Annotated in this window: 25 protein-coding genes; 18 read left to right on the top strand and 7 right to left on the bottom strand. The window is 70.8% G+C overall.

Features of this window, described 5'->3' with window-relative positions:
• The first annotated feature begins 10 nt into the window (after nt 1-10).
• Genes rpsI through AB0L53_RS13570 form a run of 5 tightly spaced genes read left to right on the top strand, consistent with a single transcriptional unit; the run spans nt 11 to nt 5,702 of the window.
• On the top strand, nt 11-532 hold the full coding sequence (rpsI, locus tag AB0L53_RS13590) for a 30S ribosomal protein S9 (RefSeq protein ID WP_357948202.1): 522 nt from the start codon (nt 11-13) through the stop codon (nt 530-532).
• Between the two features lies 1 nt (nt 533).
• Entirely contained in the window at nt 534-1,880 is a 1,347-nt protein-coding gene (gene glmM, locus AB0L53_RS13585; protein ID WP_363993188.1) for a phosphoglucosamine mutase, read from the top strand.
• A 57-nt stretch (nt 1,881-1,937) separates the two neighbouring features.
• Nucleotides 1,938-3,047, top strand: coding sequence for an ATP-grasp domain-containing protein (locus AB0L53_RS13580; RefSeq protein WP_363993187.1), 1,110 nt, complete (start codon nt 1,938-1,940; stop codon nt 3,045-3,047).
• A complete protein-coding gene (locus AB0L53_RS13575; RefSeq protein ID WP_363993186.1) occupies nt 3,044-4,147 on the top strand; it encodes a GNAT family N-acetyltransferase in 1,104 nt (367 codons plus the stop codon). Before AB0L53_RS13580 ends, AB0L53_RS13575 begins: the two co-directional genes overlap by 4 nt.
• 19 nt (nt 4,148-4,166) lie before the next feature.
• Entirely contained in the window at nt 4,167-5,702 is a 1,536-nt protein-coding gene (locus AB0L53_RS13570) for a class I adenylate-forming enzyme family protein (RefSeq protein ID WP_363993185.1), read from the top strand.
• 39 nt (nt 5,703-5,741) lie between these two features.
• On the opposite strand, the gene AB0L53_RS13565 is transcribed toward AB0L53_RS13570, so the two are convergent.
• From AB0L53_RS13565 to AB0L53_RS13545, 5 genes are read right to left on the bottom strand one after another with little or no spacing between them, the layout of a single operon-like run.
• Complete coding sequence (locus AB0L53_RS13565) at nt 5,742-6,458, bottom strand: ABC transporter permease subunit (RefSeq protein WP_363993184.1); 717 nt, start codon at nt 6,456-6,458, stop codon at nt 5,742-5,744.
• Between the two features lie 34 nt (nt 6,459-6,492).
• Nucleotides 6,493-7,407 (bottom strand): ABC transporter ATP-binding protein, encoded by a 915-nt coding sequence (locus tag AB0L53_RS13560; protein ID WP_363993183.1) that lies wholly within the window; start codon nt 7,405-7,407, stop codon nt 6,493-6,495.
• Nucleotides 7,404-8,261: an ABC transporter permease gene (locus tag AB0L53_RS13555; protein ID WP_363993182.1), complete on the bottom strand. Its 858-nt coding sequence runs from the start codon at nt 8,259-8,261 to the stop codon at nt 7,404-7,406. Before AB0L53_RS13555 ends, AB0L53_RS13560 begins: the two co-directional genes overlap by 4 nt.
• Nucleotides 8,254-9,165 carry an ABC transporter ATP-binding protein gene (locus tag AB0L53_RS13550; RefSeq protein WP_363993181.1) on the bottom strand — a complete coding sequence of 304 codons (912 nt, stop codon included), beginning with the start codon at nt 9,163-9,165 and terminating at the stop codon, nt 8,254-8,256. Before AB0L53_RS13550 ends, AB0L53_RS13555 begins: the two co-directional genes overlap by 8 nt.
• 40 nt (nt 9,166-9,205) lie before the next feature.
• Nucleotides 9,206-10,132 (bottom strand): DUF389 domain-containing protein, encoded by a 927-nt coding sequence (locus tag AB0L53_RS13545; RefSeq protein WP_363993180.1) that lies wholly within the window; start codon nt 10,130-10,132, stop codon nt 9,206-9,208.
• A 63-nt stretch (nt 10,133-10,195) separates the two neighbouring features.
• On the opposite strand from AB0L53_RS13545, the gene AB0L53_RS13540 reads away from it, so the two are divergent.
• Nucleotides 10,196-10,333 (top strand): hypothetical protein, encoded by a 138-nt coding sequence (locus tag AB0L53_RS13540; protein WP_358553050.1) that lies wholly within the window; start codon nt 10,196-10,198, stop codon nt 10,331-10,333.
• On the opposite strand, the gene coaA is transcribed toward AB0L53_RS13540, so the two are convergent.
• Nucleotides 10,305-11,222 carry a type I pantothenate kinase gene (coaA, locus tag AB0L53_RS13535; RefSeq protein ID WP_363993179.1) on the bottom strand — a complete coding sequence of 306 codons (918 nt, stop codon included), beginning with the start codon at nt 11,220-11,222 and terminating at the stop codon, nt 10,305-10,307. The genes AB0L53_RS13540 and coaA overlap by 29 nt on opposite strands.
• 199 nt (nt 11,223-11,421) lie before the next feature.
• On the opposite strand from coaA, the gene AB0L53_RS13530 reads away from it, so the two are divergent.
• Entirely contained in the window at nt 11,422-12,840 is a 1,419-nt protein-coding gene (locus AB0L53_RS13530) for an alkaline phosphatase PhoX (RefSeq protein WP_363993178.1), read from the top strand.
• Here the strand turns inward: AB0L53_RS13530 and AB0L53_RS13525 are convergent.
• Nucleotides 12,837-14,060: an aminotransferase class V-fold PLP-dependent enzyme gene (locus tag AB0L53_RS13525; protein WP_363993177.1), complete on the bottom strand. Its 1,224-nt coding sequence runs from the start codon at nt 14,058-14,060 to the stop codon at nt 12,837-12,839. The genes AB0L53_RS13530 and AB0L53_RS13525 overlap by 4 nt on opposite strands.
• Between AB0L53_RS13525 and AB0L53_RS13520 the strand changes: the two genes are divergently transcribed.
• The 11 genes from AB0L53_RS13520 to tsaB all read left to right on the top strand — a co-directional run bounded on the left by AB0L53_RS13520 (nt 14,059) and on the right by tsaB (nt 23,696).
• Nucleotides 14,059-15,447: a PLP-dependent aminotransferase family protein gene (locus tag AB0L53_RS13520; protein ID WP_363993176.1), complete on the top strand. Its 1,389-nt coding sequence runs from the start codon at nt 14,059-14,061 to the stop codon at nt 15,445-15,447. The two genes, AB0L53_RS13525 and AB0L53_RS13520, sit on opposite strands and share 2 nt — an antisense overlap.
• A gap of 128 nt (nt 15,448-15,575) precedes the next feature.
• Complete coding sequence (locus AB0L53_RS13515) at nt 15,576-16,115, top strand: hypothetical protein (RefSeq protein ID WP_363993175.1); 540 nt, start codon at nt 15,576-15,578, stop codon at nt 16,113-16,115.
• A 25-nt stretch (nt 16,116-16,140) separates the two neighbouring features.
• Nucleotides 16,141-16,491: a holo-ACP synthase gene (locus AB0L53_RS13510; protein WP_225293879.1), complete on the top strand. Its 351-nt coding sequence runs from the start codon at nt 16,141-16,143 to the stop codon at nt 16,489-16,491.
• A 9-nt stretch (nt 16,492-16,500) separates the two neighbouring features.
• Nucleotides 16,501-17,952 carry an NAD(P)H-hydrate dehydratase gene (locus AB0L53_RS13505; protein WP_363993174.1) on the top strand — a complete coding sequence of 484 codons (1,452 nt, stop codon included), beginning with the start codon at nt 16,501-16,503 and terminating at the stop codon, nt 17,950-17,952.
• Nucleotides 17,953-18,083: 131 nt separating this feature from the next.
• A complete protein-coding gene (gene alr / locus AB0L53_RS13500) occupies nt 18,084-19,214 on the top strand; it encodes an alanine racemase (RefSeq protein ID WP_363993210.1) in 1,131 nt (376 codons plus the stop codon).
• On the top strand, nt 19,211-20,260 hold the full coding sequence (locus AB0L53_RS13495) for an alpha/beta hydrolase (RefSeq protein ID WP_357948245.1): 1,050 nt from the start codon (nt 19,211-19,213) through the stop codon (nt 20,258-20,260). The genes alr and AB0L53_RS13495 overlap by 4 nt, the downstream gene beginning before the upstream one ends.
• Nucleotides 20,260-20,724, top strand: a complete 465-nt coding sequence (gene tsaE / locus AB0L53_RS13490; RefSeq protein WP_357948248.1) for a tRNA (adenosine(37)-N6)-threonylcarbamoyltransferase complex ATPase subunit type 1 TsaE — start codon at nt 20,260-20,262, stop codon at nt 20,722-20,724. Before AB0L53_RS13495 ends, tsaE begins: the two co-directional genes overlap by 1 nt.
• Before the next feature lie 138 nt (nt 20,725-20,862).
• Nucleotides 20,863-21,558 carry a hypothetical protein gene (locus AB0L53_RS13485; protein ID WP_363993173.1) on the top strand — a complete coding sequence of 232 codons (696 nt, stop codon included), beginning with the start codon at nt 20,863-20,865 and terminating at the stop codon, nt 21,556-21,558.
• Between the two features lie 3 nt (nt 21,559-21,561).
• Nucleotides 21,562-22,098: a class F sortase gene (locus tag AB0L53_RS13480; protein ID WP_225293872.1), complete on the top strand. Its 537-nt coding sequence runs from the start codon at nt 21,562-21,564 to the stop codon at nt 22,096-22,098.
• On the top strand, nt 22,095-23,024 hold the full coding sequence (locus AB0L53_RS13475) for an aminoglycoside phosphotransferase family protein (RefSeq protein ID WP_363993172.1): 930 nt from the start codon (nt 22,095-22,097) through the stop codon (nt 23,022-23,024). The genes AB0L53_RS13480 and AB0L53_RS13475 overlap by 4 nt, the downstream gene beginning before the upstream one ends.
• Nucleotides 23,025-23,051: 27 nt before the next feature.
• Complete coding sequence (gene tsaB, locus AB0L53_RS13470; RefSeq protein WP_358553028.1) at nt 23,052-23,696, top strand: tRNA (adenosine(37)-N6)-threonylcarbamoyltransferase complex dimerization subunit type 1 TsaB; 645 nt, start codon at nt 23,052-23,054, stop codon at nt 23,694-23,696.
• The last annotated feature ends 25 nt before the right edge of the window (nt 23,697-23,721 follow it).

Raw genomic sequence — 23,721 nt, 5'->3', positions numbered from 1 at the left:
GAGGAGAACCGTGGCTGAGCCCACCGGTGTCGAGACGGCCGTCGAGGCCGAGGTGGAAGAATTCTCCGGCGAGGAGTTCCCTTCCGAGTACACCACCGAGTCCACCGCCAGCGCTGACGCTCCCGTGCGCAAGCCCGTCACCACGGGCAACTCGTACGGCACCGGTCGCCGTAAGGAGGCGATCGCCCGCGTGCGCATCGTCCCCGGCACCGGCAAGTGGACGATCAACGGTCGTTCGCTGGACGTCTACTTCCCCAACAAGGTCCACCAGCAGATCGTCAACGAGCCCTTCGTGGTGCTCGGCGCCGAGGAGGCGTTCGACGTCATCGCGCGTATCGACGGTGGCGGCGTGACCGGCCAGGCCGGCGCGCTGCGCATGGGCCTGTCCCGCGCGCTGGCGATCCTTGATGTCGAGACCAACCGAGCGCCTCTGAAGAAGGCCGGCTTCCTCACCCGTGACGCCCGCGCCACGGAGCGGAAGAAGTACGGCCTCAAGAAGGCCCGTAAGGCTCCGCAGTACAGCAAGCGCTAAATTGGCGCGTCTTTTCGGCACCGACGGGGTTCGTGGGGTCGCTGGTCGCGACCTCACGGCGGAGCTCGCCATGGACCTCTCGGTCGCGGCGGCTCACGTCCTCGGCGATGCGGGCGCGTTCACGGCCACAGGACGTCGTCCTGTGGCCGTCGTAGGCCGGGACCCGCGTGCCTCGGGGGAGTTCCTCGAGGCCGCAGTGGTCGCCGGCCTTGCGTCGTCCGGAGTGGATGTGCTGCGCCTCGGCGTGCTGCCCACCCCGGCCGTCGCCTACCTCACCGCCGCGCTCGGCGCCGACATCGGCGTCATGCTGTCGGCGTCGCACAACGCGGCACCGGACAACGGCATCAAGTTCCTGGCCCGGGGCGGCTTCAAGCTGTCCGACGCGGTCGAGGACGAGATCGAGCGGCGGCTCGGCGAGGACTGGACCTTTCCCGTCGGCTCCGCCGTGGGCCGGGTGCGTGACGCCTACGGTGAGGCCGACCGCTACATCTCCCATGTGCTGACCACGGTCAGTGGCCGGCTCGACGGTCTCGACATCGTCGTCGACTGCGCCCATGGCGCCGCCCACATGGTCGCCCCCGAGGCGCTGGTGCGATCTGGCGCCAGGGTGGAGGCCATTGGCGCGCGGCCCGACGGCCTCAACATCAACGCCGGCTACGGCTCTACCCACCTGCCCAAGCTGCAGCAGGTCGTCGTCTCGCGCGGCGCCGACCTCGGCATCGCCTACGACGGCGACGCCGACCGCTGCCTGGCGGTCGACCACACCGGCGCGATCATCGACGGCGATCAGATCATGGCGATCCTCGCCGCCGACATGCACGCCGAGGGCACGCTGGCCAAGGACACCGTGGTCGCGACCGTGATGTCCAACCTGGGCTTCAAGCTGGCCATGCGCGAGGCGGGCATCCACGTCGTGGAGACCGCGGTGGGCGACCGCTACGTGCTGGAGCGCATGAAGTCCGACGGCTACAACCTGGGTGGTGAGCAGTCGGGGCACGTCATCATGCTCGACCACGCCACCACCGGAGACGGCCTGCTCACCTCACTGCACCTGCTCTCGGTCGTGGCCAGGTCGGGCAAGTCGCTGCGCGAGCTGGCCGCGGTGATGACGCCGCTGCCGCAGATCCTGATCAACGTCAAGGACGTGGACCGGGGCAAGGCGTCGGTGCCCGAGCTCACCGAGGCCGTGGCGCTGGCGGAGAAGGAGCTGGGTGAGACGGGCCGGGTGCTGATCAGGCCCAGCGGCACCGAGCCGATGATCCGCGTGATGGTCGAGGCCTCGTCCGAGGAGCACGCCTCCGAGGTCGCCGGCCGGCTGGCCGACGTGGTCCGGGCCGCCTGCGTCTGAGGCTTTTCCAGTGAGGGGCACGGCGGCGCCGTGCCCCTCACGCGTATCCTGCGGCTGGTGAGCGTGACTGTGCTGATCACCGGTGGGCGGGCGCCCGTGGCGCTGGACCTGGCCAGGAAGTTCGCCAGGTCGGGTGCGCGGGTCGTGGTGGCCGAGAGCTCGCGGGCGCAGCTCTGCGCGCGGTCCTCGGCTGTGGCGGTCAGCTATCGGGTGCCGCCGCCCAACCGGGCGCCCGAGGCGTTCGCCGACGCGCTGGCCGACATCGTCAAGCTGGAGGGCGTGCGGCTGGTCGTGCCCACGTGCGAGGAGATCTTCTGGGTGGCCCGAGGGCGGAAGCGGCTGCCCTGTGAGGTGCTGGCCGAGCCGCTCGGGACGCTGCGGGCGTTGCACAGCAAGTGGGAGTTCGTCCAGCTGGCGAAGGGGTTCGGGCTGCCGGTGCCCGAGACGGCGCTGGTGACGTCGCAGGCTGACCTGGCCGGGATCCGGCGCCCGTTCATCCTGAAGCCTGTTTTTTCGCGTTTTGGTACGAAAGTGCGGGTTGTACGGGGAAATATCGCGTTAAGGGCGGGCGAGGGGCCCTGGGTGGCTCAGGAACTGCTCGGCGGGCAGCAGATCTGCACCTACTCCGTGGCGGTGAAGGGGCGATTGGTGGCTCATGCCGCCTATGCGGTGGAGTTCACGGCTTCTGGGGCTTGTGTCAGCTTCGAGCCGGTGGAGCATGCCGAGGTGGACGCCTGGGTTACGGAGTTCGTGGCGCGGGCTGGATTCAGCGGGCAGATCGCCTTCGACTTCATGGCCGGCGACCGGGTGTTGCCGATGGAGTGCAATCCACGGGCCACCAGCGGGGTGCATCTGCTGGGCGACGAGCTGGCCGGGGTGCTACTCGGTGACGTACCCGACCGGCCGCTGCGGCCCGCGCCGGGCACGCGGGCGATGATCGGGCTGGCGATGCTGGGCTTCGGCCTGGCGGGAGTACGCTCCTGGCCGGAGCTGCGCCGGTGGGCGAGTGTGGTGTCGGCCGCTGACGACGTGATCGCGGTGGAAGGGGACCGGGGGCCGTTCCTGGCGCAGTTCGGGGTGCTGTGGGAGAACTGGATCCGCTCGCTGTGGACGCGGCGGTCACTGATCGAGTGCTCGACGTACGACATCGAGTGGGATGGCCGGTGAAGGCCGAGCTGTTCATGAAGGACACCCTCGGCGAGCTGCCCTGGCCCGACACCGAGGACGGCTCCTACGCGCGTGACTACCTGGTGCCGCTGGTCGAGCACGGGACCGAGGCGTTCGTCGCCAATGTGGCCACGACCTACGGGGTGCTGCTCGTGGACGGGCGCATTGTCCTGCCGGTGTCGGTCAATGATGGTGAGCAGGGGAACGCGTGGGTGTGCTCGCCGTACACGCACTATGTGACCTATGCCGGTGAGGAGCTGCGCGTGCTCGGCAGCGGGGTGCTGCGCGCGGTGCTGGCGGCGGCGCTGGCCGCGCTGGGCGCGCTGTGCCGGTGGGCGGAGCTGGACCGGGTGGTGCTGGTCAACAACTGGCTGCTGTCCACGAACCTCTATCCGGCCATCGAGCCCGCCCATGAGCAGGCCGCCATCCGCTTCCTGCGGGAGCGGTTCCCCGGCCATGCAGTCGGGTTCTGCTCGGTGAACCGGCGGATCGACGGCTGCGTGATGGTGCCGGGGCGGCGGATCTACCTGGTTCGGCCGGGGGAGCAGGAGGCCCGGCATCGCAAGCGGTGGCGGCGCGATCTGCGGCTGGTCGGGCGCAGGGGGTATGAGGTGGTGCGGCCGGGCGAGGGTGACGCGGCTCGGGTGGTCGAGCTTTATGACCTGCTTTATCTGGATAAGTACTCACGGAACAATCCGCAGTTCACCGAGCGGTTCGTGCGCGAGACCATGCGGGCGGGGACGATCACCTACTGGGCGCTGGCCAGGGATGGGCGGATCGACGGGGTGCTCGGCTACTTCCACCGCGACGGGACGCTGACCACGCCGATCTTCGGCTACGACACCGCGCTGCCGCAGGGGATCGGGCTGTATCGGATGCTGAGCGCGCTGGTCTACCAGATCGCTGTGGACGAGGGGCTGTCGGTCAACGACAGTGCGGGTGCGGGGGAGTTCAAGCGGCTGCGTGGGGCGGTGCCGGAGATCGAGTACCGGGCTGTGTACGTCGGGCATCTGCCGTGGCGGCGGCGTACGGGGTGGGTGGCGCTGGCCTGGCTGCTCGACCGGGTCGCGGTGCCGGTCATGCGGCGTTACGAGCTTTGAGGGCCTTTGAGGGAGTGGGATGCGGAGTGATCTGCTGGCTCAGGTGTTCGCCGCGTGCGAGCGTACGCCCCGGGCGACGGCGATCGTGGGGGCGCGCGGGCGGGAGCTGACGTTCGGCGGGTTGCGCGAGCGGGCGCTGCGCATCCGCGACCGGCTGGTGGCGGAGGGGCTCGGGCGCGGCGATGGCGTCCTGTACGCCGTCGAGCCCTCGCCGGACGCGATCGCCGTGGCGCTGGGCGTGGTCGCCGCGGGCGGGGTGCTGGTGCTGGCCGATCCCGGCCTCGCGCCGGAGATCCTGCGGGCCCGGCTCCGGCTGGCCCGGCCGCGCTGGGTGGTGGCGGGGTCGCTGCTGTACGCGGTCACGTCGTTCGCGCCGCTGCGCGCGCTGGCCAGGCGGCGGGGCGTGCTCCTGCCCGGCCTTCGCGATCCGCTGCCGGAGCTGGAACTGCGCCACGCCTACACCGGCCGGTGGCTGCCCGGCGTGCCGAGAGCGGCGGTACGGTTACGCGGCCTGGACGGCCCGCCGCCCCACACCAGCCCCGGCCCCGGTCCGGGTCTGGGCGCGGATGCGGCCGACGCGACCGGTGCGAGTCGGGGTGAGGTGGATGATCCGGCAGCGGTGATCTTCACTTCCGGCACCACCGCTCACCCCAGGGCCGTCGTCCACACCCGCGCGTCCCTTGCCGCCGGGCTGGAGATCTTCAGGGACCGCTTCCCTGTCGAGCCCGGCGACGTCGTCCACACCGACGGCCTCATGCTCGGCCTGCCCGCGCTCATCGGCGGCGCCACCTGGTCGATGCCCGGCCCGGCCAAGCTGATCTTCGAGCGCCGGGTGACCCACCTGTACTGCGTGCCCGTGGAGCTGGCCGGGCTCGTCGCCCGGGTGGAACGGCTGCCGGACAGCCTGCGCCACCTGCTGCTCGGCTCGGCTCCCGCGCCCCCGGCCGTACTGCGGAAGGCGATCGCCGCCGCGCCCGGCGCGGAGGTGCTGAGCGTGTACGCGATGACGGAGGCGCTGCCGATCGCGCTGGCGAGCGCGGCCGAGAAGCTGGCCTGCGCCGAGGGAGACCTGCTCGGCGCGGCGCTGCCGGGAGTCGGCGTGCGGTTCACCGAGGACCAGGAGCTGGTCGTCAGCGGCCCGCACGTGGCGCGCGGCTACCTGGGTGAGCCGCCGCACGACGAGGTGGCCACCGGCGACCTGGTCCGCCTGGATGGACAGGGCCGTCTCGTCCTGCTCGGCCGGAAGAAGGACATGATCCTTCGCGATGGGTTCAACATCTACCCGAGCCTGTACGAACCGGCCATCGCCGCGCTGCCCGGCGTAGCCGACGCGGCCATCGTCGGCCTGGCCGATCCGGTCACCGGGGACGAGGAGGTCGTACTGGCGCTGGTGCCCGGCGACGGCTTCCAGGAGGCGGCGGTACGCGCCCGGCTGCCCGCGCTGGTCGACGCGGGCGCGCTGCCCGACCGGATCGCGGTGCTCCCGGACTTCCCGCGATCCAGCAGGCGCAAGCTCGACCGGGCGGCGCTGCGCGCGGCCCTTGGCCGCCCGTGAGCTGTTCGTCACCTGTAAGCGCCGCCCGTGAGCGAGGAGCTATTCGTCGCCCGTCAGCGTGAAGACCCGCAGCCGCTGTCCCGCCCAGAGCACCGCGCCCAGCGTTACGATGATCAGCGCTGGTACGGCGAAGCCGAGCGTCACGTTGGCCGTCAGGAACGGCGTGTCGGAGATCTGGTCGGCGATCGACTTGGCCCACTGCTGGATGGAGAACTTCTGCGCCCCCGGTACGAACGTGCCGACCAGCGTCTCCCACAGCAGCGCGTAGATGATCCCGATCGTGACCGCGTGCCGGGTGATGATGCCGAGCAGCAGGAACACCGCGGCGTAGGCGATGCCCGCGACCAGCGCGCCGAGCGCGAAGCCGGCCGCGAGACCGTCCTCGTTGCCCACCAGCAGCCAGGCCGAGATGTACGTCGGGACCGCCGAGAACACCGCCAGGAGCGAGGCCGCCACCAGGAACTTCGTCTGGGCGATGACGGGCCGCGAGATCGGCTTGGACATCAGGTGGATGATCGTGCCATCGTCGATCTCCGGGGCGATCACCCCGGTGCCCGCGATGAGGCCGAGCAGCGGGAGCATCGTGCCGATGGCGAACTTGTCCATCAGCAGCGCGGCCGAGCGCGGGTCGTTGCCGACGAACACCCGCAGCATGACCGCCAACCCGATCAGCGCCAGCGGCAGCAGGAGCAGAAGGAAGATCCTGCGCCTGCCCAGCAGAGCCCGGTAGGTAATACCTGCGACGACTGTATTCATTGCCTCACTCCGTTCGGCGCCTCAGTCGCCTGGATCAGGTGCTCCGGTTGATCAGGTAGGCGAAGACGCTCTCCAGGTCCTCGTCGGCGGGGGAGACCTCGTGCAGGCGGATCCCTTCGGTGCGGGCGACGCGCGGCAGCAGCCACGCGAAGCGCCGGAACTCGACCGCCTGGACCTCCAGCCCGCCCGCGCCGAGCGAGACGCCGCCCGCCGAGTTGTCGAGCATCAGGGCGGCGGCGAGCTTTCTGTCGTCGCTCGACCGGATTCTGAACAGGTGCGGCCGGTCGGTCATCAGCCGACGGATCTCTCGGAAGTTGCCCGAGGCGGCGTGCCGGCCCGCGACCAGTACTTCGATCTGCTGGGCGACCCGCTCGACCTCCTCCAGGATGTGCGAGCTGAACAGGATCGTCTTGCCCGCCGTGCCCATCGAGCGGATCAGGTCCATCAGGTGCAGCCGCTGGCGCGGGTCCATGCCGTTGAACGGCTCGTCGAGCAGCAGCACCGGCGGGTCGTGGACGAGCGCGGCGGCGACCTTCACCCGCTGGCGCATGCCCTTGGAGTAGGTCTCGACGCGGCGGTCCTTGGGCTCCTCCATCTCGACCGTGGCCAGCGCCTTGCGGGCGGCCTCGATCGGATCGGGAAGTCCGTGGAGCCGGGCGGCGGACAGGACGAACTGCCAGCCGGTGAGGAACCCGTAGACACCCTCCCGTTCAGGAACCAGGCCGATGTTCTTATAGATGTGGTGATTTTTCCAGATCTGGGTGCCGTCCATCGTCACCGTGCCGCCCGAGGGGGCCAGGAACCCGGCCATCAGGTGCAGCAGCGTCGACTTGCCCGCGCCGTTGGGGCCGAGCAGGCCGGTGACGCCGGGACCGATCGTCATCGTGACGTCGTTGACCGCAACCACGTTGCCGTACCAGCGAGAGACCTGTGCGAGCTCGATGTTCATCGGGCGGCCGCCTTCCGATAGCGCGCCGCGAGCGCCGCCAGGCCGATCCCGATGAGCACGACCACGAGGATCGCCGGGACGGGCCCCGGCGGGTAGGTGCCGTCCGGAACGTTGGCCGTGGTGCTGAACAGCCATACCTGTACGGCGTCGATCAGCCAGAACGGGTTGATCAGCCAGGCCCAGCCGGCCGCCGTATCGTTGCCCGACGAGTACAGCGTGGCGAAGATGACCGTGGCGGAGGCCGAGGTCAGCAGGTAGAGGGCGATGACGGAGGCGACGCCGAGCCCGCGCCTGGGCGTCAGCGCGGCGATGGCCAGGCCGAACGACGACAGCAGGAGCGCGAGCACCAGCGCCATGGCCAGGGCCCCGAGGTACTCCTTGGTCTGCGGCGGCCCGTCCATGTCGATGAGCAGCTCGCCCACGTAGATCAGCGTGAGTGGCACGGCGAGCAGCAGGAACAGCGCCGCGGTCATGGCGATGACCTTGGCGGCCACGTACTCGGCGATCGTGACCGGACGTGACAGGTACAGCGGCAGCACCCGGAAACGCAGGTCGGGCGCGACGACAGTCGGCGCCTGCGCGGCCAGGAAGATCGCCACGACCGTCTGCATGTAGACCGCGAAGCCGCTGTAGGCCATACCGCGCTGCTTCAACAGGGCCATCATCGCGATCGACACGACCGCGGGCAGCAGCATGATGACGCCCAGGGCGAACGGAATGATCTTGCTGCGCGCCGTACGCCCGAGGCCGAAGACGCCGCGCAGGCTGTGGACGGTGAGCGCGCGCGTCGAGTAGCCGCGGCCGAGTCGCGGACCGTCGTAATGGCGGTAACCGATGTCATAGATCTCAGACACCCGCGTCGACCTCCTCCCTGAAGACGTCCTCGATGCGGTGGCGGCCCTGTTCCAGCCGGATCAGGCAGAGGTCGAGATCGACGGCCGCGTCGCGGATCGCGTCGAACGTCTCCGGGCCCGCCACCTTGACCAGCAGCAGGCGGCCGTGCTGGACGGCGCTGTGGCCGAGCTCGGACAGCCGCTCGGCGAGCGGCTGCGTGCCCTCCTCGACCTCGACCGTGACGGTCTGCGTGGCCTGGGTGAACTCGGCGATCGCGGAGGAGCGCAGCAGCCGGCCCGCGTCGATGACGATCACGTGGTCGCAGATCCGCTCCAGCTCGCCGAGCAGGTGCGAGGTGACGAGCACGCTGATGCCGAAGTCGGTGCCGATGCGCCTGATCAGCGCCAGCATCTCGTCCCGGCCGCGCGGGTCGAGCCCATTGGTCGGCTCGTCGAGGAATACCAGCTTGGGGTCGTGCACGAGCGCCTGGGCCAGCTTGACCCGCTGCTTCATGCCGGTGGAGTAGCCGCCGATGGCGCGGTAGCGCTCCTCGGCCAGGCCGACGTGGCGCAGCACGTCGGCGGCGCGCTCGCGGGCGGCCGTACGCGGCAACCCGGACATCTGGGCAAGGTGGACGACCAGCTCGGTGGCGGACACGTCAGGGGGAAGACAGTCGTGCTCGGGCATGTAGCCCACGAACCTGCGGATCTCGGCGCCCTGCGTGGTCACGTCGAGGTCGAGAACCCGCGCGCCGCCCACGGTCGGGGGCAGCAGGCCCAGCAGGATCTTGATCAGCGTCGACTTGCCCGCGCCGTTCGCCCCGACCAGGCCGGTGACACCGGACCCGACGGTGACCGTCAGCTGGTCGAGTGCCGTGACGGTCGGGAAGCGTTTGGTCAGCCCCTCGGTAGCGAGGATGTGCATGGTCCGGACCCTACCGGCCGGGCATGGGGTGTGGCCTCGTTCACACGGATGAACGATGTCCTACTTGAGGCCAGAATTTCCGCTGGATGGCCAGGCTGACGGTGCCCGAGATGAGCATGCCGGCGATGTTCAGCGCGAGTTGCGCGACGGACCCGCTGACCTCGGCCCAATCGCTGAGCGCCAGCGCTACGGCCACGTAGCCGGCGGCGGGGACCGTGGTGACCGAGATGAAGACGCCGATGAGGGCCGACGACTTGCCCGCCGTGATCGACAGCACCCCGGCGGCACCCGCCAGCAGCGCCACGATGAACGACCAGCGGTCGGGCTTGACGATGAACTGGACCTCCTGGTTCACGCGCAGGTTGCTCAGGTCGATCCAGCCCATCCAGCGCGAGACCAGCGCGCAGGCGAACGTGATCGCGATCGCCACCGCGAACCCGACGACCAGGGTCTTGAGTGAGGTGATGATCAGCCGGCCCCGGCCACGGAGCAGGCCGAAGCAGATGGCCGCGATGGCGCCGAACTCGGGGCCGAGCACCATCGCGCCGACGATCAGGATGGGTGAGTTCTGCAGGACGCCGATGCCCGCGAGCTGCGTGGCGATCGCGAGGAACGCCAGGTACGCCCATGTGATGCGCGACTCGGCCTGCACCCTCTGGGCGAGCTCCGCCCAGATGACCGCGTCGTCGGGGTCGCCGGGAGCCTCCTCGACGGCGTCCGCGGCGGCCTTGGACAGGGCCAGATGCACCTGCTCGACGGCGATCGAACCCTCGTCCTGCACCCATTTGAGCCGGTCGATCACCTCGTTGGCCGCTTCGCGCGCGACGTCGCAGAGGATCAGATCGCCCTTCGGCTCGCGGGCCGCGCCGGGCAGCACGGCGACATTGGTGACGCCCGTGCACTCGTCGAGCACGGCCGTCACCTCCTCCGTACGGGTGGACGGAGTGATCAATCGCAGATGTAGCACTGGGTCATTCTTGTCCATTGGATGTTGATGGGGCGTTGACTACCGTACGCGAGGGTCTCTCACATGAGGCAGACGTTCAGGTGTCACGAGGACGGCGAGGACTGCTGGTTCGCCGACATAGACGATCAGGGGTGCTCGGGCAGGTTCGCGACCTACCTGTTCGAGGAGGTGTTCAGGTACGGCGAAGCCGTACCCGCCTGACAGAGTGGTCGGCGCCCTTCTGCATGACCAGGCCGGCGCGGCCACGGGTGGGGGCGATGTTCTCGATCAGGTTGCGCTCGTTGATGTCGCGCCAGACGTTGACCGCGAACTCCGTCGCCTCCTCGTAGGAGAGGTCGGCGATGTACTTGAAGTATGACTTGGGGTCCTCGAAGGCGGTGCGGCGGAGCTTGTGGAAGCGGTCGACGTACCAGGCCCGGATGTCTTCCACCTTGGCGTCGACGTAGATCGAGAAGTCGAAGTAGTCGTTGACCGCCAGGGACGTGGGCGGAGCGGGCTGCAGCACGTTCAACCCCTCAATGATCAAGATATCCGGATTTTTCACTACCTGTTTGGCGCCGGGGACGATGTCGTATTCGAGGTGGCTGTAGACCGGGGCCTGCACCTCCGGCAGCCCGGCCTTGACCTCGGCGACGAACCTGACCAGCGCCCTGCGGTCATAGCTCTCGGGGAAGCCCTTGCGATGCATGATCCCCTCGGACTCCAGCACCGCGTTGGGATAGAGGAAGCTGTCGGTGGTGAGCAGCTCCACGTGCGGATGCTCGGGCCAGCGGGCCAGCAGCGTGTGCAGCAGCCGTGCCGTCGTCGACTTCCCGACCGCGACACTGCCCGCGATGCCCAGGATGTACGGCACGTGCTGCCCGGGATGCCCGAGAAAAGCGCTCAGCACGCTACTGCGTTGTTTGGACCCGGTGTAGTGGAGGTTCAGCAGCCGGGTCAGGGGGAGGTAGATGTCGGTGACCTCGGCGAGGTCGATGGGGTCGTCGACGCCACGCAGCTCTTCCAGCTCTTCCTCGGTGAGAGTCAAGGGCGTGTTCTTGCGGAGTTCGCTCCACTGCTCCCTGCTCAGTTCAACGTAGCCGTTGTTCACCTTGGCAGCGTATCGACGGGCGACAAACGCGCTCTCGACCGGGTGGCACTCTCTATCCACAGCCTGTGGATAAATACATGGGATTACTTATGACCAGTTTGGGGTAAGGCGGTGGCCCGCGCCCGGGGATCTCACCAAACCGGGCATGCGGCGATTTGTCAGCGGCTACTGTTCGGAGACCTGACCTTCGGGAGGGCTTGTGGACCGTCGTCGCTTTCTGACCAGAGCAGGGCTGGCCGCCGCGGCCAGCATCACCGGGCCGTTCGCCGGGGTGGCCTGCGCGGGCGCCAGGGGCGGGGTCACGCGGGCGACCGGCTACGGGCCGCTGAAGGCGGTGCGCGACGCGCGTGACGGGAAGGTCAGGCTGCACCTGCCCGACGGGTTCAAATACCGCTCCTTCAGCCCGGCGGGCAGCAAATACTCCGACGGCTCCATCGTGCCGGGCAGGCACGACGGGATGGCCGCGTTCCGCGGGCCGCGCGACACCGCGATCCTGGTGCGCAACCACGAGGTCAGTGGAGCGGTCGGCGCCTTCGGCGACAAGGCCAAGGCCTACGACCCCGCGGCCGGCGGCGGTACCTCGACCCTCCACGTCACCCGCTACGGCGAGGTGCTCAAGAGCGCCCCGTCGCTCAACGGCACCATGATGAACTGCTCGGGCGGCCCGATGCCCTGGAACGCCTGGGTGAGCTGCGAGGAGACCGTCAACGGCCCCGACGTGGCCAACGACTTCTCCGGCGGCGACAACGGCAAGCTGACCCGCAAGCACGGCTACATCTTCGAGGTGCCGGTGTCGGGCACCTCCAACGCCAAGCCGATCAAGGCCGCCGGCCGGTTCGCGCACGAGTCGGCCGCGTTCGACCCGCAGGCGGGGGCGCTCTATCTGACCGAGGACTGCTTCTCCTTCGCCTCCGGCTTCTACCGCTACACGCCGCCGAAGCATCCGCTCAAGGCCGGGCGGCTGCTGGACGGCGGCCGGCTGCAGATGCTCGCGATCAAGGGCTCGCCGCGCAAGGACCTGTCCAAGGGGCAGCGGCCCGGCGCGACGTACAACACGGTCTGGGTGACCATCGACGACCCCGACCCCACCTTCACCGGCAAGCCGTCCAACGACGAGGCCGTCCAGGCCGTCGGCAAGCAGGGGCGGGCCGAGGGCGCGGCGATCTTCGCCAGGCTCGAAGGGGCCATCTACCACCAGGGCACCGTGTACTTCTGCTCCACCCAGGGCGGCGCCACCGCCGAGGGTGACACGCCGCCGTCCGGGTTCGGCCAGGGGCGCGGGCAGGTGTGGGCGTACGAGACGTGGACCGGGCGGCTCCGGCTGGTGTACGAGTCGCCGCGTTCGTCGGTGCTGGACCTGCCCGACAACGTGACGGCCAGCACCCGCGGCACGCTGGTGCTCTGCGAGGACGGCGACGGCGACAACTTCCTGCGCGGCCTCACCAAGCAGGGCCAGATCTTCGACTTCTGCCGCCTGGAGCCGGTGGCGGGCGACCCTGGCGCGGAGTTCGCGGGCTCCACCTTCGGCCCCGGCGGTCACACCCTGTACGTCAACGTCCAGTCCAAAGAGGGCACCTCGTTCGCCATCTGGGGGCCCTGGCAGCGGGGCTCGTTCTAGCCGGCCAGCTCCGCGACCGCGGCGGCCACCTGGTCCACCTCCTCGTCGGTGTTGTAGTAGTGCGGTGACAGGCGCAGGCACCAGTCGACGTTCTTGTCACCGAAGTCGAACTGGGCGAACTCCCGGAAGCTGAGCGCCGAGTTGATCCCCTTCGCGTCCATGGCCGCCTTGAACGGCTCCGGCCGCCACCCCTCGATGGTGAAGGTGACGATGGCGCCCAGCTCGTGGCCCTTTTCGAGTACACGTACCCCTGGAACGGCGTCGAGCAGGACGCGCAGCCGGGCGGCCAGCGCGGGCGAGCGGCGCGCGATGGCCTCGACGCCGACCTCGCGGGCGTAGCGGGCGGCTGCCGCGCAGCCCAGCACGGTCGCGTAGGGGAACTCCCACTCCTCGAACCGCGCGGCGGACTCGGCGGGCTGGTAGTGGCCCGGCCCGGTCCAGCGGGCGCCGTGCATGTCGATGAACAGCGGCTCGTACCCGGCCTTCAGCACCCCGTCCGACACATAGAGGAAGCCGGAGCCACGCGGGCCGCGCAGGAACTTCCGGCAGGTGGCGGTGAGCAGGTCGCAGCCGATCGCGGCCACGTCGATGGGGTACTGGCCGACCGACTGGCACGCGTCGACCATGTACAGCAGGTCCAGCTCGCGGCAGTGGCGGCCGATCTCGGCGACCGGCTGGACCAGCCCGGAGTTGGTGGGAATGTGGGTGGCGCTCACCAGCCGGGGCCGGTGCTCCCGCATGAGCGCGGCCATCGCCGCCACGTCCACGCCGCCCTCCGGCGCGTCCGGCGCGTGCACGACGCGCACGCCGAAGCGCTGGCGCAGGGACAGGAACGCGATCTGGTTGGAGATGAAGTCGTTGCGCGTGGTCAGGATGACGTCGCCGGTCTCGAACGGGATCGAGGACAGGGCGGTGGCGAAGGCGTGGGTGGCGCTACCGGCGAACGCGATGTTCCGGGGAGCGCAGTTGATCAGGGCGGCGAGCTCCGCGTAGAACTCGCGGACCTGGACGGCACGGGCCGCCGACGCCTCATAGCCACCGATCTGGGCTTCCAGTCGCAGATGGTCGAGCATCGTGGCCAGCACCGGAGCGGCCAGCAGCCCGCATCCGGCGTTGTTGAAGTGCACGACCTGCGCGCACCCGGGAGTGTCGGCCCGCAGGCTCTCGACGTCGAGTAGCGATCCCGAGTTGGGAGCGAAAGCGCTATTATCCAGTCTCATGTCGGATAGTAGCAGTTCGGCCGAACTGGCAGTGCGGCTGCGTGCCCTGCTGTCCGGGATGGCCCCGGGCGACCGTCTGCCCAGCAGCCGTGACCTGGTCCAGCGCTACCGGGTGGGTCCCGTCACCGTGTCGCAGGCCATCGCCGCGCTGGCCGCCGAGGGCGCGGTGATCACTCGCCCGGGCAGCGGCACGTTCGTGGCGCCGCGCGCCAGGGCGGGCGCCGAGGTCGCCGACACCGCCTGGCAGACGGTCGCGCTCACCGACCGGGCAGTGGACACCCGCTCGCTGACCGACGCGCTCGGCCCGCCGCCCGCCGGGACGATCATGCTGGATGGCGGCTACCTGCATCGATCGCTGCAGCCGACGCGGGCCCTGACCGCGGCGCTGGGCCGGGCGGCCCGCCGTCCCGACGCCTGGGACCGGGCGCCCGCGATCGGCCTGTCACCGCTGCGCGCCGTCTTCGCCACCATGGCCGGCGGCGGTGTCACACCGGAGGACGTACTGATCACCGCGGGCGGGCAGAGCTCGCTGTCGATGGCGTTCCGGGCCATCGCGGGACCCGGCAACCCGGTCCTGGTGGAGTCGCCCACCTATCCAGGCGCCATGGCCGCCGCCCGCGCGGCCGGGCTCAGCCCGGTGCCGGTGCCCATGGACGCCGACGGGTTGCGGCCGGACCTGCTGGCCGAGGCGTTCGAGCTGACCCGCGCGCGGGTGCTGTACTGCCAGCCGGTCCACCACAATCCGACCGGCGCGGTGCTGGCGCCCGAACGTCGCCGCCAGGTCGTCGAGGTCGCCAGGGCGGCGGGCGCGTTCGTGATCGAGGACGACTTCGCCCGGCACCTGGGCCACGGCGGGCCCATGCCGCCGCCGCTGGTGGCCGGCGACCGGGACGGCACCGTCGTCTACCTGACCTCGCTTACCAAGCCGGCCGCGCCGAGCCTGCGCATCGGGGCGCTGGTGGCGCGCGGTCCGGTGATGGCGCGGCTGCGGGCCGTCCGCCTGGTAGACGACTTCTTCGTCACCCGCCCGCTCCAGGAGGCCGCGTTGGAGCTGGTCAGCTCGCCGTCCTGGGAGCGGCACCTGCGTACGCTGGCCACGGCCCTGCGCGAGCGGCGCGCGGAACTGGCCGCCGCCCTCGCGCGCGAGCTGCCCGGCTGGAGCGTCGCGCGGCAGCCCGCCGGCGGCCTGCACCTGTGGGCGCGGCTCCCCGATGGGCTGAGCGACACGGCGGTGGCCGCCGCCGCCCGGCAACTCGGGGTAGCGGTCAGTGCGGGCAGCCGCTACTTCGCCACCGAGGTGCCCGCCACGTGGCTGCGCCTCGGATTCGCCGCCACGGCGGACACCGCCGAGCTGGTCGAGGGCGTACGGCGGCTGGCCCGCGTCTGAGACCGACCCTACGCAGGCTGAGACCGACCCCGCGTACGGCGGAGATCCGTTGGCTGAGACCCCCTGATTGAAGCTGGCCAGGAGGTTGTTGATACTCGAAGAGGACACTCGCGACAGGAGGGCTCCCCGTGCTGTACATCTTCGGCTTCGACCGGATCGGCGTAGCCGTGAGCGATCTCTACTTCGTCGACCCCAAACCGATGAAGGGCCAGGAGGGCGCCGAGCACGGCGTCCGCCTCGAAGTACGGATGCTCGAACCAGGGCAGCTGAAGGGTTCCATCTATTCGGCGCGGCCCATCAACCTCGACCGGCCCATCTGGCGCGTTGACCTCCTGGAATCGGTCGACGGCAGTCCAGGCAGCTTCGACCGCACCCACCACCATCCGGCCTTCACCGGATGGGACCCGGGCCCGCGCGTCTTCGACAGGGAGCTGTCGAGCGATCCCCTGCAGTGGCTGGCGGGCAAGCTGGCGGACCTGGACGCCGTGCTGGAAAGGGCGGGGGTGGAGCGCGACGAGTCGATCGCCGCGGACGTGGCCGAGCTGCGCCTGTGCGTCCCCGAGATCGTCGAGAGCGTCAGCCGCCTGCTCACCAGGGTGGCGAAGGGTGAGCTCGGCAGGGCGCCCGGTGACGGGCCGACCGACAGCGTGCGGGCCAGCTGGCTGTAGGAGCGCGCCCGGTTAACCTGAGGGGATGATCCTGGGCATCGGCGTGGACGTGGTCGACATCGCGCGGTTCGAGTCGGCGCTGGAACGCACGCCGGGGCTGCGCGAGCGGCTGTTCACCGAGGTCGAACGGCCGCTCGCCGTACACTCGCTGGCCGCCAGGTTCGCCGCCAAGGAGGCCGTCGCCAAGGCGCTCGGCGCGCCGAAGGGGCTCGGGCACCTGGAGGCCGAGGTGCGCTGCGACGAGAGCGGCAAGCCCGAGCTGCGCGTCACCGGCAAGGCCGCCGAGGTGGCTTACGGCCTGGGCGTCAAGCGCTGGCACATCTCGCTCAGCCATGACGCCGGTGTGGCGATGGCCTACGTGATCGCGGAGGGATAGCTTCAGATCATGCGTACCGCCTACACCGCCGACCAGATCAGGACCGCCGAGCGCGCGCTGATGGCGCGGCTGCCCGGCGGCACGCTCATGGACCGCGCCGCCGCCGGGCTCGCCGCCGTCTGCGTCGGCCTCCTCGGCAAGGTGTACGGCACGCGCGTGCTGCTGCTCATCGGCAGCGGCGACAACGGCGGCGACGCCCTGTACGCCGGGGCCCGCCTGGCCGGGCGTGGCGCCCGGGTTGAGGCCGTCCTGGCGGGCTCCAAGACCCATGAGGCAGGGCTGGAGGCGTTCCGCCGGGCGGGCGGCACGATCGTGGGGCCGGACGCCGTCGACCGGGCCGAGCTGATCGTCGACGGGCTGGTGGGGATCGGGGCGACCGGGGCGTTGCGGGAGCCGTACGCGGGGCTGGCCGAGGCGGCCAACGCCGCGCCCGGCCTGGTCGTCGCGGTGGACGTGCCCAGCGGCGTCGACGCGAGCACCGGTCAGGTGGACGGGGCGGCCATCGCGGCGCAGGTGACTGTGACCATGGGCGCGCCCAAGACCGGGCTGCTCGTCGATCCGGGCGCGGGCAACGTGGGCAAGATCGAGCTGATCGACATCGGGCTCGGCCCCTACCTGCCCGACCCCGACGTCGTGGCGTTCACCCACCGCGACGTCGACGGCCGGTTGAAGCAGCCGATGGGCGAGTCCGACAAATACCGCAGGGGCGTCCTGGGCGTCGCGGCGGGCAGCGACCGCTACACGGGCGCCGCCGTGCTCGCCGTGGGCGGCGCGCTGCGCGCGGGCGCGGGGATGGTGCGTTACGTGGGGCCGAGTGAGCCGGTGGCCCAGGTACGCACCCACTGGCCCGAGGCGGTCATCACCGAGCTGAGCGAGCCGTCGATCGACGAGGTCGGCCGGGTGCAGGCATGGGTGCTGGGGCCCGGTCTCGGCACCGGCGACTGGGCGCACGAGCTGGCCGCCAGAGTGCTCGCCAGTGACGTGCCCGTCCTGGTCGACGCCGACGCCCTGACTCTGGTCGCCCGTGACCGGGCGCTGCTCCGGCGTACCGCCCCGGTGCTGATCACGCCGCACGCGGGCGAGCTGTCGCGGCTGCTCGAGGTGGACCGCGAGGCGATCGAGGCGGGCCGGCTCCGGTACGCCCGCCAGGCGGCGGCGGAGCTGGGCGCGACCGTCCTGCTCAAGGGCTCGACCACGGTCGTGGCCGAGCGGGGCCGGCCGGTACGGGTCAACCCGACCGGCACGGCCTGGCTGGCCACGGGCGGCACGGGGGATGTGCTGTCCGGGGTGGCCGGCGCGCTGCTCGCCCAGGGGCTCGATTGCTTCGACGCGGGCTCGTGCGGGGCGTACCTGCACGGGCTGGCCGGCCGGATCGCGGCCGAGGACGCCCCCCTGACGGCCGCGGACGTGGCCTCGGCGGTTCCGGCGGCGATCCGGGCGCTGCGCGACTCTTCCAGGTAAAGCCGGAGTCCGCACGTCGCGCGGCTTTTCCCGCCGAGGGGGCGAATCCCGTTCGGTCGGCTGACCTCAACAGGGGCGATTCGCGCTCGACCACGTGGGCGAGCTGCCAGACTGGAGGGATGACATCCCCGATGGCGACGCCCGCGGAGGCGCGGGTCGATCTGGCCGCGATCAGGCACAACGTGGCGCTGCTCAAGGAGCGCGCGGGCGGCGCCGAAGTGCTGGGAGCCGTCAAGGCCGACGCCTACGGGCACGGGCTCGTACCGACCTCCGAGGCCGTGCTGGGGGGTGGCGCGAGCAGGCTCGGCACCGCCTTCATCCGTGAGGCGCTCGCGCTGCGCGCCGGTGGCATCACCGCGCCGCTGCTGGCGTGGATCATCACGCCCGGAGAGCCGCTGGACGAGGCGCTCGAAGCCGAGATCGAGCTGTCGGCGGCCGACGTGCCGGTGCTCGACGAGATCGCCGCCGCGGCGCGGCGCACCGGGCGTACCGCCAAGACGCACTTGGAGGCCGACACCGGCATGAGCAGGGGCGGCGCACCGCTCGCCGCCTGGCCGGAGCTGCTGACCAGGGCGCTCGCCCTCCAGTCCGAGGGCGCGATCGAGATCATCGGCCTGTGGTCCCACTTCGCCTGCGCGGACGTGCCGGGGCATGGCTCGATCGACCGGCAGATCGAGGCGTTCGAGGCGGCGCTCAAGCAGGCCGAGCAGGCCGGCGCCGCCGGGTCCCACGTCATCAGGCACCTGGCCAACTCCGCCGCGATCCTGACGCTGCCGCGCACCCACTACGACATGGTCCGGCCCGGCATCGCCATGTACGGGCTCAGCCCGGTCCCCGAGCTGGGCGACTTCGGGCTGCGACCGGCGATGACGCTCGTGGCGCGGATCGCTCTGGCCAAGCGGGTGCCGGAGGGCTCGGGAGTGTCCTATGGGCACCTTTATGTCACGAGTTCCGAGACCACGCTTGGCCTGGTGCCGCTCGGGTACGCCGACGGGATCCTCCGGCACGCGACGGGGCGGGCAGAGGTTCTGGCGGGTGGTCGCCGAAGGGCGATAGCCGGCCGGGTGTGCATGGACCAGTTCATGATCGACATGGGCGACGAGCCGCTCGCCGCAGGCGACGAGGTCATCCTGTTCGGGCCTGGTGGGAGGGGTGAGCCGACCGCTCAGGAGTGGGCGGATAACCTCGGCACGATAACGCATGAGATCGTGACCAGGATCGGTTCGCGGGTGCCGCGGGTGTATAGGGGATCAGGGACATGACGACGACAACACGGCGGAAGGTCGGGATCGCCGGCGCCATCGTCGGTGCCGCTTCGGCCGGTGTGGCGGCGGCGGCGCTGGCCAAGCGCTATGCGGTGGGCCGCATGAGGCTGCGCCCCGACGCCGAGGCGAGCGAGCCGTTCGGCGAGCTGCGCGGCAGGGACCTCACGCTGGTCACCTCCGACAACACGGCGCTGCACGTCGAGATCGACGGGCCCGAGGACGCGCCGCTGACCATCGTGTTCTGCCACGGCTACTGTCTCAGCCTGGAGTCGTGGCACTACCAGCGCCGCGACCTGCGCGACAATCACCGCATGGTGCTGTGGGACCAGCGCTCACACGGCCGCTCGCAGCGCGCCACCGCCGAGGACTGCACGATCGACCGGCTGGGCGACGACCTGGCCGAGGTGATCGAACGCTTCGTGCCCGGCCCGTGCGTGCTGGTCGGCCACTCCATGGGCGGCATGACGATCATGGCGCTGGCCGACCGCCATCCCGAGCTGTTCGGTGACAAGATCCGCGCGGTGTCCCTCATCGCCACCTCGGCGGGCAAGCTGGCCGAGCTCACGCTGGGCCTGCCGGCGCTGCTGTCCAAGGCCGTGCACAAGGTCGCCCCGTCGACGATCTCGCTGCTGGGCCGGCGGGGCTCGTTCGTCGACAAGACGCGCAGCGCGGGCAGCGACATCGCGTTCCTGATGACCCGCTACATGGGCTTCGGCGACTCCAAGAACGTCAGCCCCACCCTGGTCGACTTCGCTGAGACGATGATCAGGGCGACGCCGACCGAGGTGTTCGCCAACTTCTACCCCGCGCTGATGAACCACGACAAACTGGCCGCCCTGGACGTGCTCGACCCGGTCCCGACCGCGATCCTGGTCGGCGACAAGGACTGGCTCACCCCGCCCGAGCACAGCAAGGCGATCGCCGCCGCGCTGCCCAACGCCCAGCTCACCGAGGTGCCCGACACTTCGCACCTGATCCAGCTGGAGCGCCCGGGCGTGGTCAACGACGCGCTGCGCGACCTGATCAAGCGAGTGGAGCTGTAGTGGCCGAAAGGCTTCCGACCGCCGAGGACATGCGCGCCTACGGCGCCCGGCTGGCCGCCGGGCTGCGGGCGGGCGACCTGCTGATCCTGTCCGGCCCGCTCGGCGCGGGCAAGACCACGCTCGTACAGGGCATCGCCGAAGGGCTCAAGGTGCGCGGCCCGATCACCTCGCCCACGTTCGTGATCGCCAGAGTGCACCCGTCGCTGCGCCAGGGCCCTCCGCTCGTCCACGCCGATGCCTACCGGCTGGGCGGTGACCTGGAGGTCGACGACCTCGACCTCGACGCCTCGCTGGAGGAGTCGGTGACGGTCGTGGAGTGGGGCGAGGGACTGGTCGAGGGGTTGTCCGACGACCGCCTGGAGATCCACATCGACCGTGAGAGCGGGGACGACGCCCGCCTGGTGACGCTGCGCGGCGTCGGCGCGCGGTGGGCCGACACGCCGTCCGAACCTGCGGAAAAGTAAAATCCGCCCTGTCTTCCGGCAAAGCTGCCACCCTTGACGTACCTCACCATCGATAGAAAACATGATCATTGGTAAGGGATTCGCCCAGAAATTCTGGGTATCAGGAGGGGCGGCGTCCACTTTTTTGGTGGATGCTTGGTGCAGGACGGCGCGGAGTGGGGTGCGGCGGTGCTCAGGGTCAGGCGAGTCGCGTACGCGGGAGCAATCGTCATGATCGGTGCGGTCGGCTGCTCGGCCTCCGCGCAGACCTCATCTACTCCCACACCCTCGGCCTCGGCCACCGGCTCGGTCAGCGCCACGCCGACCGCCACCGTGACCAGGAAACCCATCCTGGTCGAGCTCAGCCCCGCCAAGGTCACCGCGGGTGAGACCTCGAAGGTGTGGATCTTAGCCAATTGCCCCGTCCCCAGCGGCGGCCCCGCGCACACCGGCACCGCCACGTCCAAGGCGTTCATCAACGGCGTGTCGCTGACCACCGCGCCGACGTCCTCGACGGCCACGCCCGCCCCGACCGGCACCGCGGCCGGCAACCCGTGGGTACGCGGCGAGGCGCAGGTGTCGGGCACGGTCAAGCGCGGCAACTACCCGGTCGAGGTCAAGTGCGACGGCACCAACGACACCGGCAAGGCCACCCTGCGCGTCGTCAGCGCGACCGCTGACACCTCCGACGACAGCTCCACCAAGGCGCCCACGAAGGCGCCCAGAGCGGGCGGCGGCGGCACCTTCGGCAAGGACGTGGACGAGGGTTCGGGGATGCCGGTCGGCGGCGTACTGGTCGGCGCGGCCGTGCTGGCGGCGGCCGGGCTGCTGATCAAGCGCCGCGTCCGGGGCTAGTCGATGGCCCGCCCTGGACGGGTGGTCATCGCGGGCGCCGTCACCGGCCTGGTGCTGGTCGCGTTCGGCAGGTCCTATCAGGCGACCACCAAGTCGGCCGGCTCCGTCGTGCCCGAGAGCATCGACATCCCGTCGATCGAGGTCGAGGCGCCGCTGATGAAGCTCGGCCTGAGCAAGGACGGCGAGGTCGAGCTGCCGCCGTACGAGAAGCCCAAGATGGCCGGCTGGTACACCGGCAGCGCGGTGCCCGGCGACAAGGGCGCCTCGGTCATCATCGGCCACGTCGACACCAAGACGGCCCCGGCGGTGTTCTTCAAGCTCAGGCAGGTACGCAAGGGCGAGATCGTCAAGGTCGAGCGGAGTGACGGCAAGGTCGTCAAGTACAAGGTCGACTCGGTCGAGCAGGTGTCGAAGGACCACTTCCCCGCCAAGCGGGTGTACATCGAGGACGGCCTCAAGCTGGTGACCTGCGGCGGCAAGTTCGACTACGCCAAGGGCGAATACGTCGACAACATCATCGTCTACGCTTCCAGAGCGTGAGCGAGGAGACCGATCCGCCCGCGTCGGGCACGCGCGTTCCCTGGCCGGAGGTGCATCCTGCGGCCCGCGCGGCCGTCGAGGAGTTCCTCGGCGCGCCCGTGACCGAGGCCGTGACGCAGACGGGCGGGTTCTCGCCCGCGGCGGCCGTACGACTGCGCGCCGCGAACGGCCGGCGCGTCTTCGTCAAGGCCGTCGGCCCAGAGCCGAACCCTGACAGCGTCCGCCTCTACCAGGCCGAACGCAGAATCGCCGCCGCCCTTCCCGCGACCGTGCCCGCGCCTCGGCTGCTGACCTCCTTCAAGATCGAGGGCTGGGTGGTGCTCGTCTTCGAGGACGTCGAGGGCCGCCACCCCGAGCTGCCCTGGCGCCGCGCCGAGCTCGACCGGGTGATGGCGGCCGTGCGGCGCATGTCGGCCGCGCTCACGCCCGCCCCGATCGAGGCGCCGCCGGTCGCGGAGGTGTTCGGCGAGGCGTTCCGGGGCTGGCGCAAGCTGCTCGGGGAGGACACCACCGGTCTCGATCCGTGGGCGCTGCGCCACCTCGGCGCGCTGGTCGAGCTGGAGTCCGGCTGGGCCGCGGCCGCCGCCGGCGACACGCTGCTCCACGCCGACCTGCGGGCCGACAACCTGCTGCTCACCGAGGAGCGCGTCTACGTGGTCGACTGGCCGTGGGCCTGCGTCGGCGCGGCCTGGTTCGACTCCCTGGCCATGCTGCCCTCGGTCGCCATGCAGGGCGGCCCGCCACCGCAGGAGCTCTTCCCCGACCCCGATCCCGCCGCCACGGCGGTGATCGCCGCGTTCACCGGCTACCTGGTACGGCAGGGCCGGCAGCCGCCGCCACCCGGCCTGCCCACGCTCAGGGCGTTCCAGCGGGCGCAGGGCGTCGTGTCGCTCGACTGGCTGAAACAGCGCACCGGCTGGGCGTGACCCGGCGGGCGGGTAGGCTAAACAGTCGTGCTGGTCCTGGCCTTTGATACCGCGACGCCCGCCGTCACGGCCGCGCTCCACGACGGGCGGCGTGTCCTCGCCGAGTCGACGACGATCGACGCCCGGCGACACGGTGAGCTGCTCATCCCCACCATCGAGACCGTGCTGCGCGAGGCGGGTGCCGCCCTGTCCGAGGTCACCGCCGTCGTGGCGGGCAGCGGACCGGGCCCCTACACCGGGCTGCGCGTCGGGCTGATGACCGCGCAGGGGCTCGCCACCACGCTGGCCGTCCCCGCGTACGGCATCTGCACCCTCGACGCCGTCGCCTACGGCAGCGGGCTCGCCGAGCCGTTCCTGGTCGCCACCGACGCGCGGCGCAAGGAGGTGTTCTGGGCCCGCTACTCCGACGCGCGCACCCGGCTCGACGGGCCGTTCGTCGACCGGCCCGCCGAGGTGCCGGTGGAGGGTCTGCCCGTGGTGGGTGCCGGTGCCGGGCTCTACCCCGACATCCTGGGGCAATCCGACGCGCCGCCGTACCCCTATGCCGGATTCCTGGCCGCCCTGGCGGCCGAGCGCATCGCGGCCGGGGAGCCGCTCGGCCCGCCGCGCCCGATCTACCTGCGGCGGCCCGACGCGGTGGTGCCCGGCGCCCCCAAGAGGGTGACGGCGTGAAACCCCGGCAGGTGGACGTGCGGCT

The sequence above is a fragment of the Nonomuraea sp. NPDC052129 genome (assembly GCF_040680095.1).
GTDB lineage: Bacteria > Actinomycetota > Actinomycetes > Streptosporangiales > Streptosporangiaceae > Nonomuraea.
The sequence above is the reverse complement of the archived record's forward strand: the minus strand, read 5'-3'. Positions and strand labels throughout refer to the sequence as shown.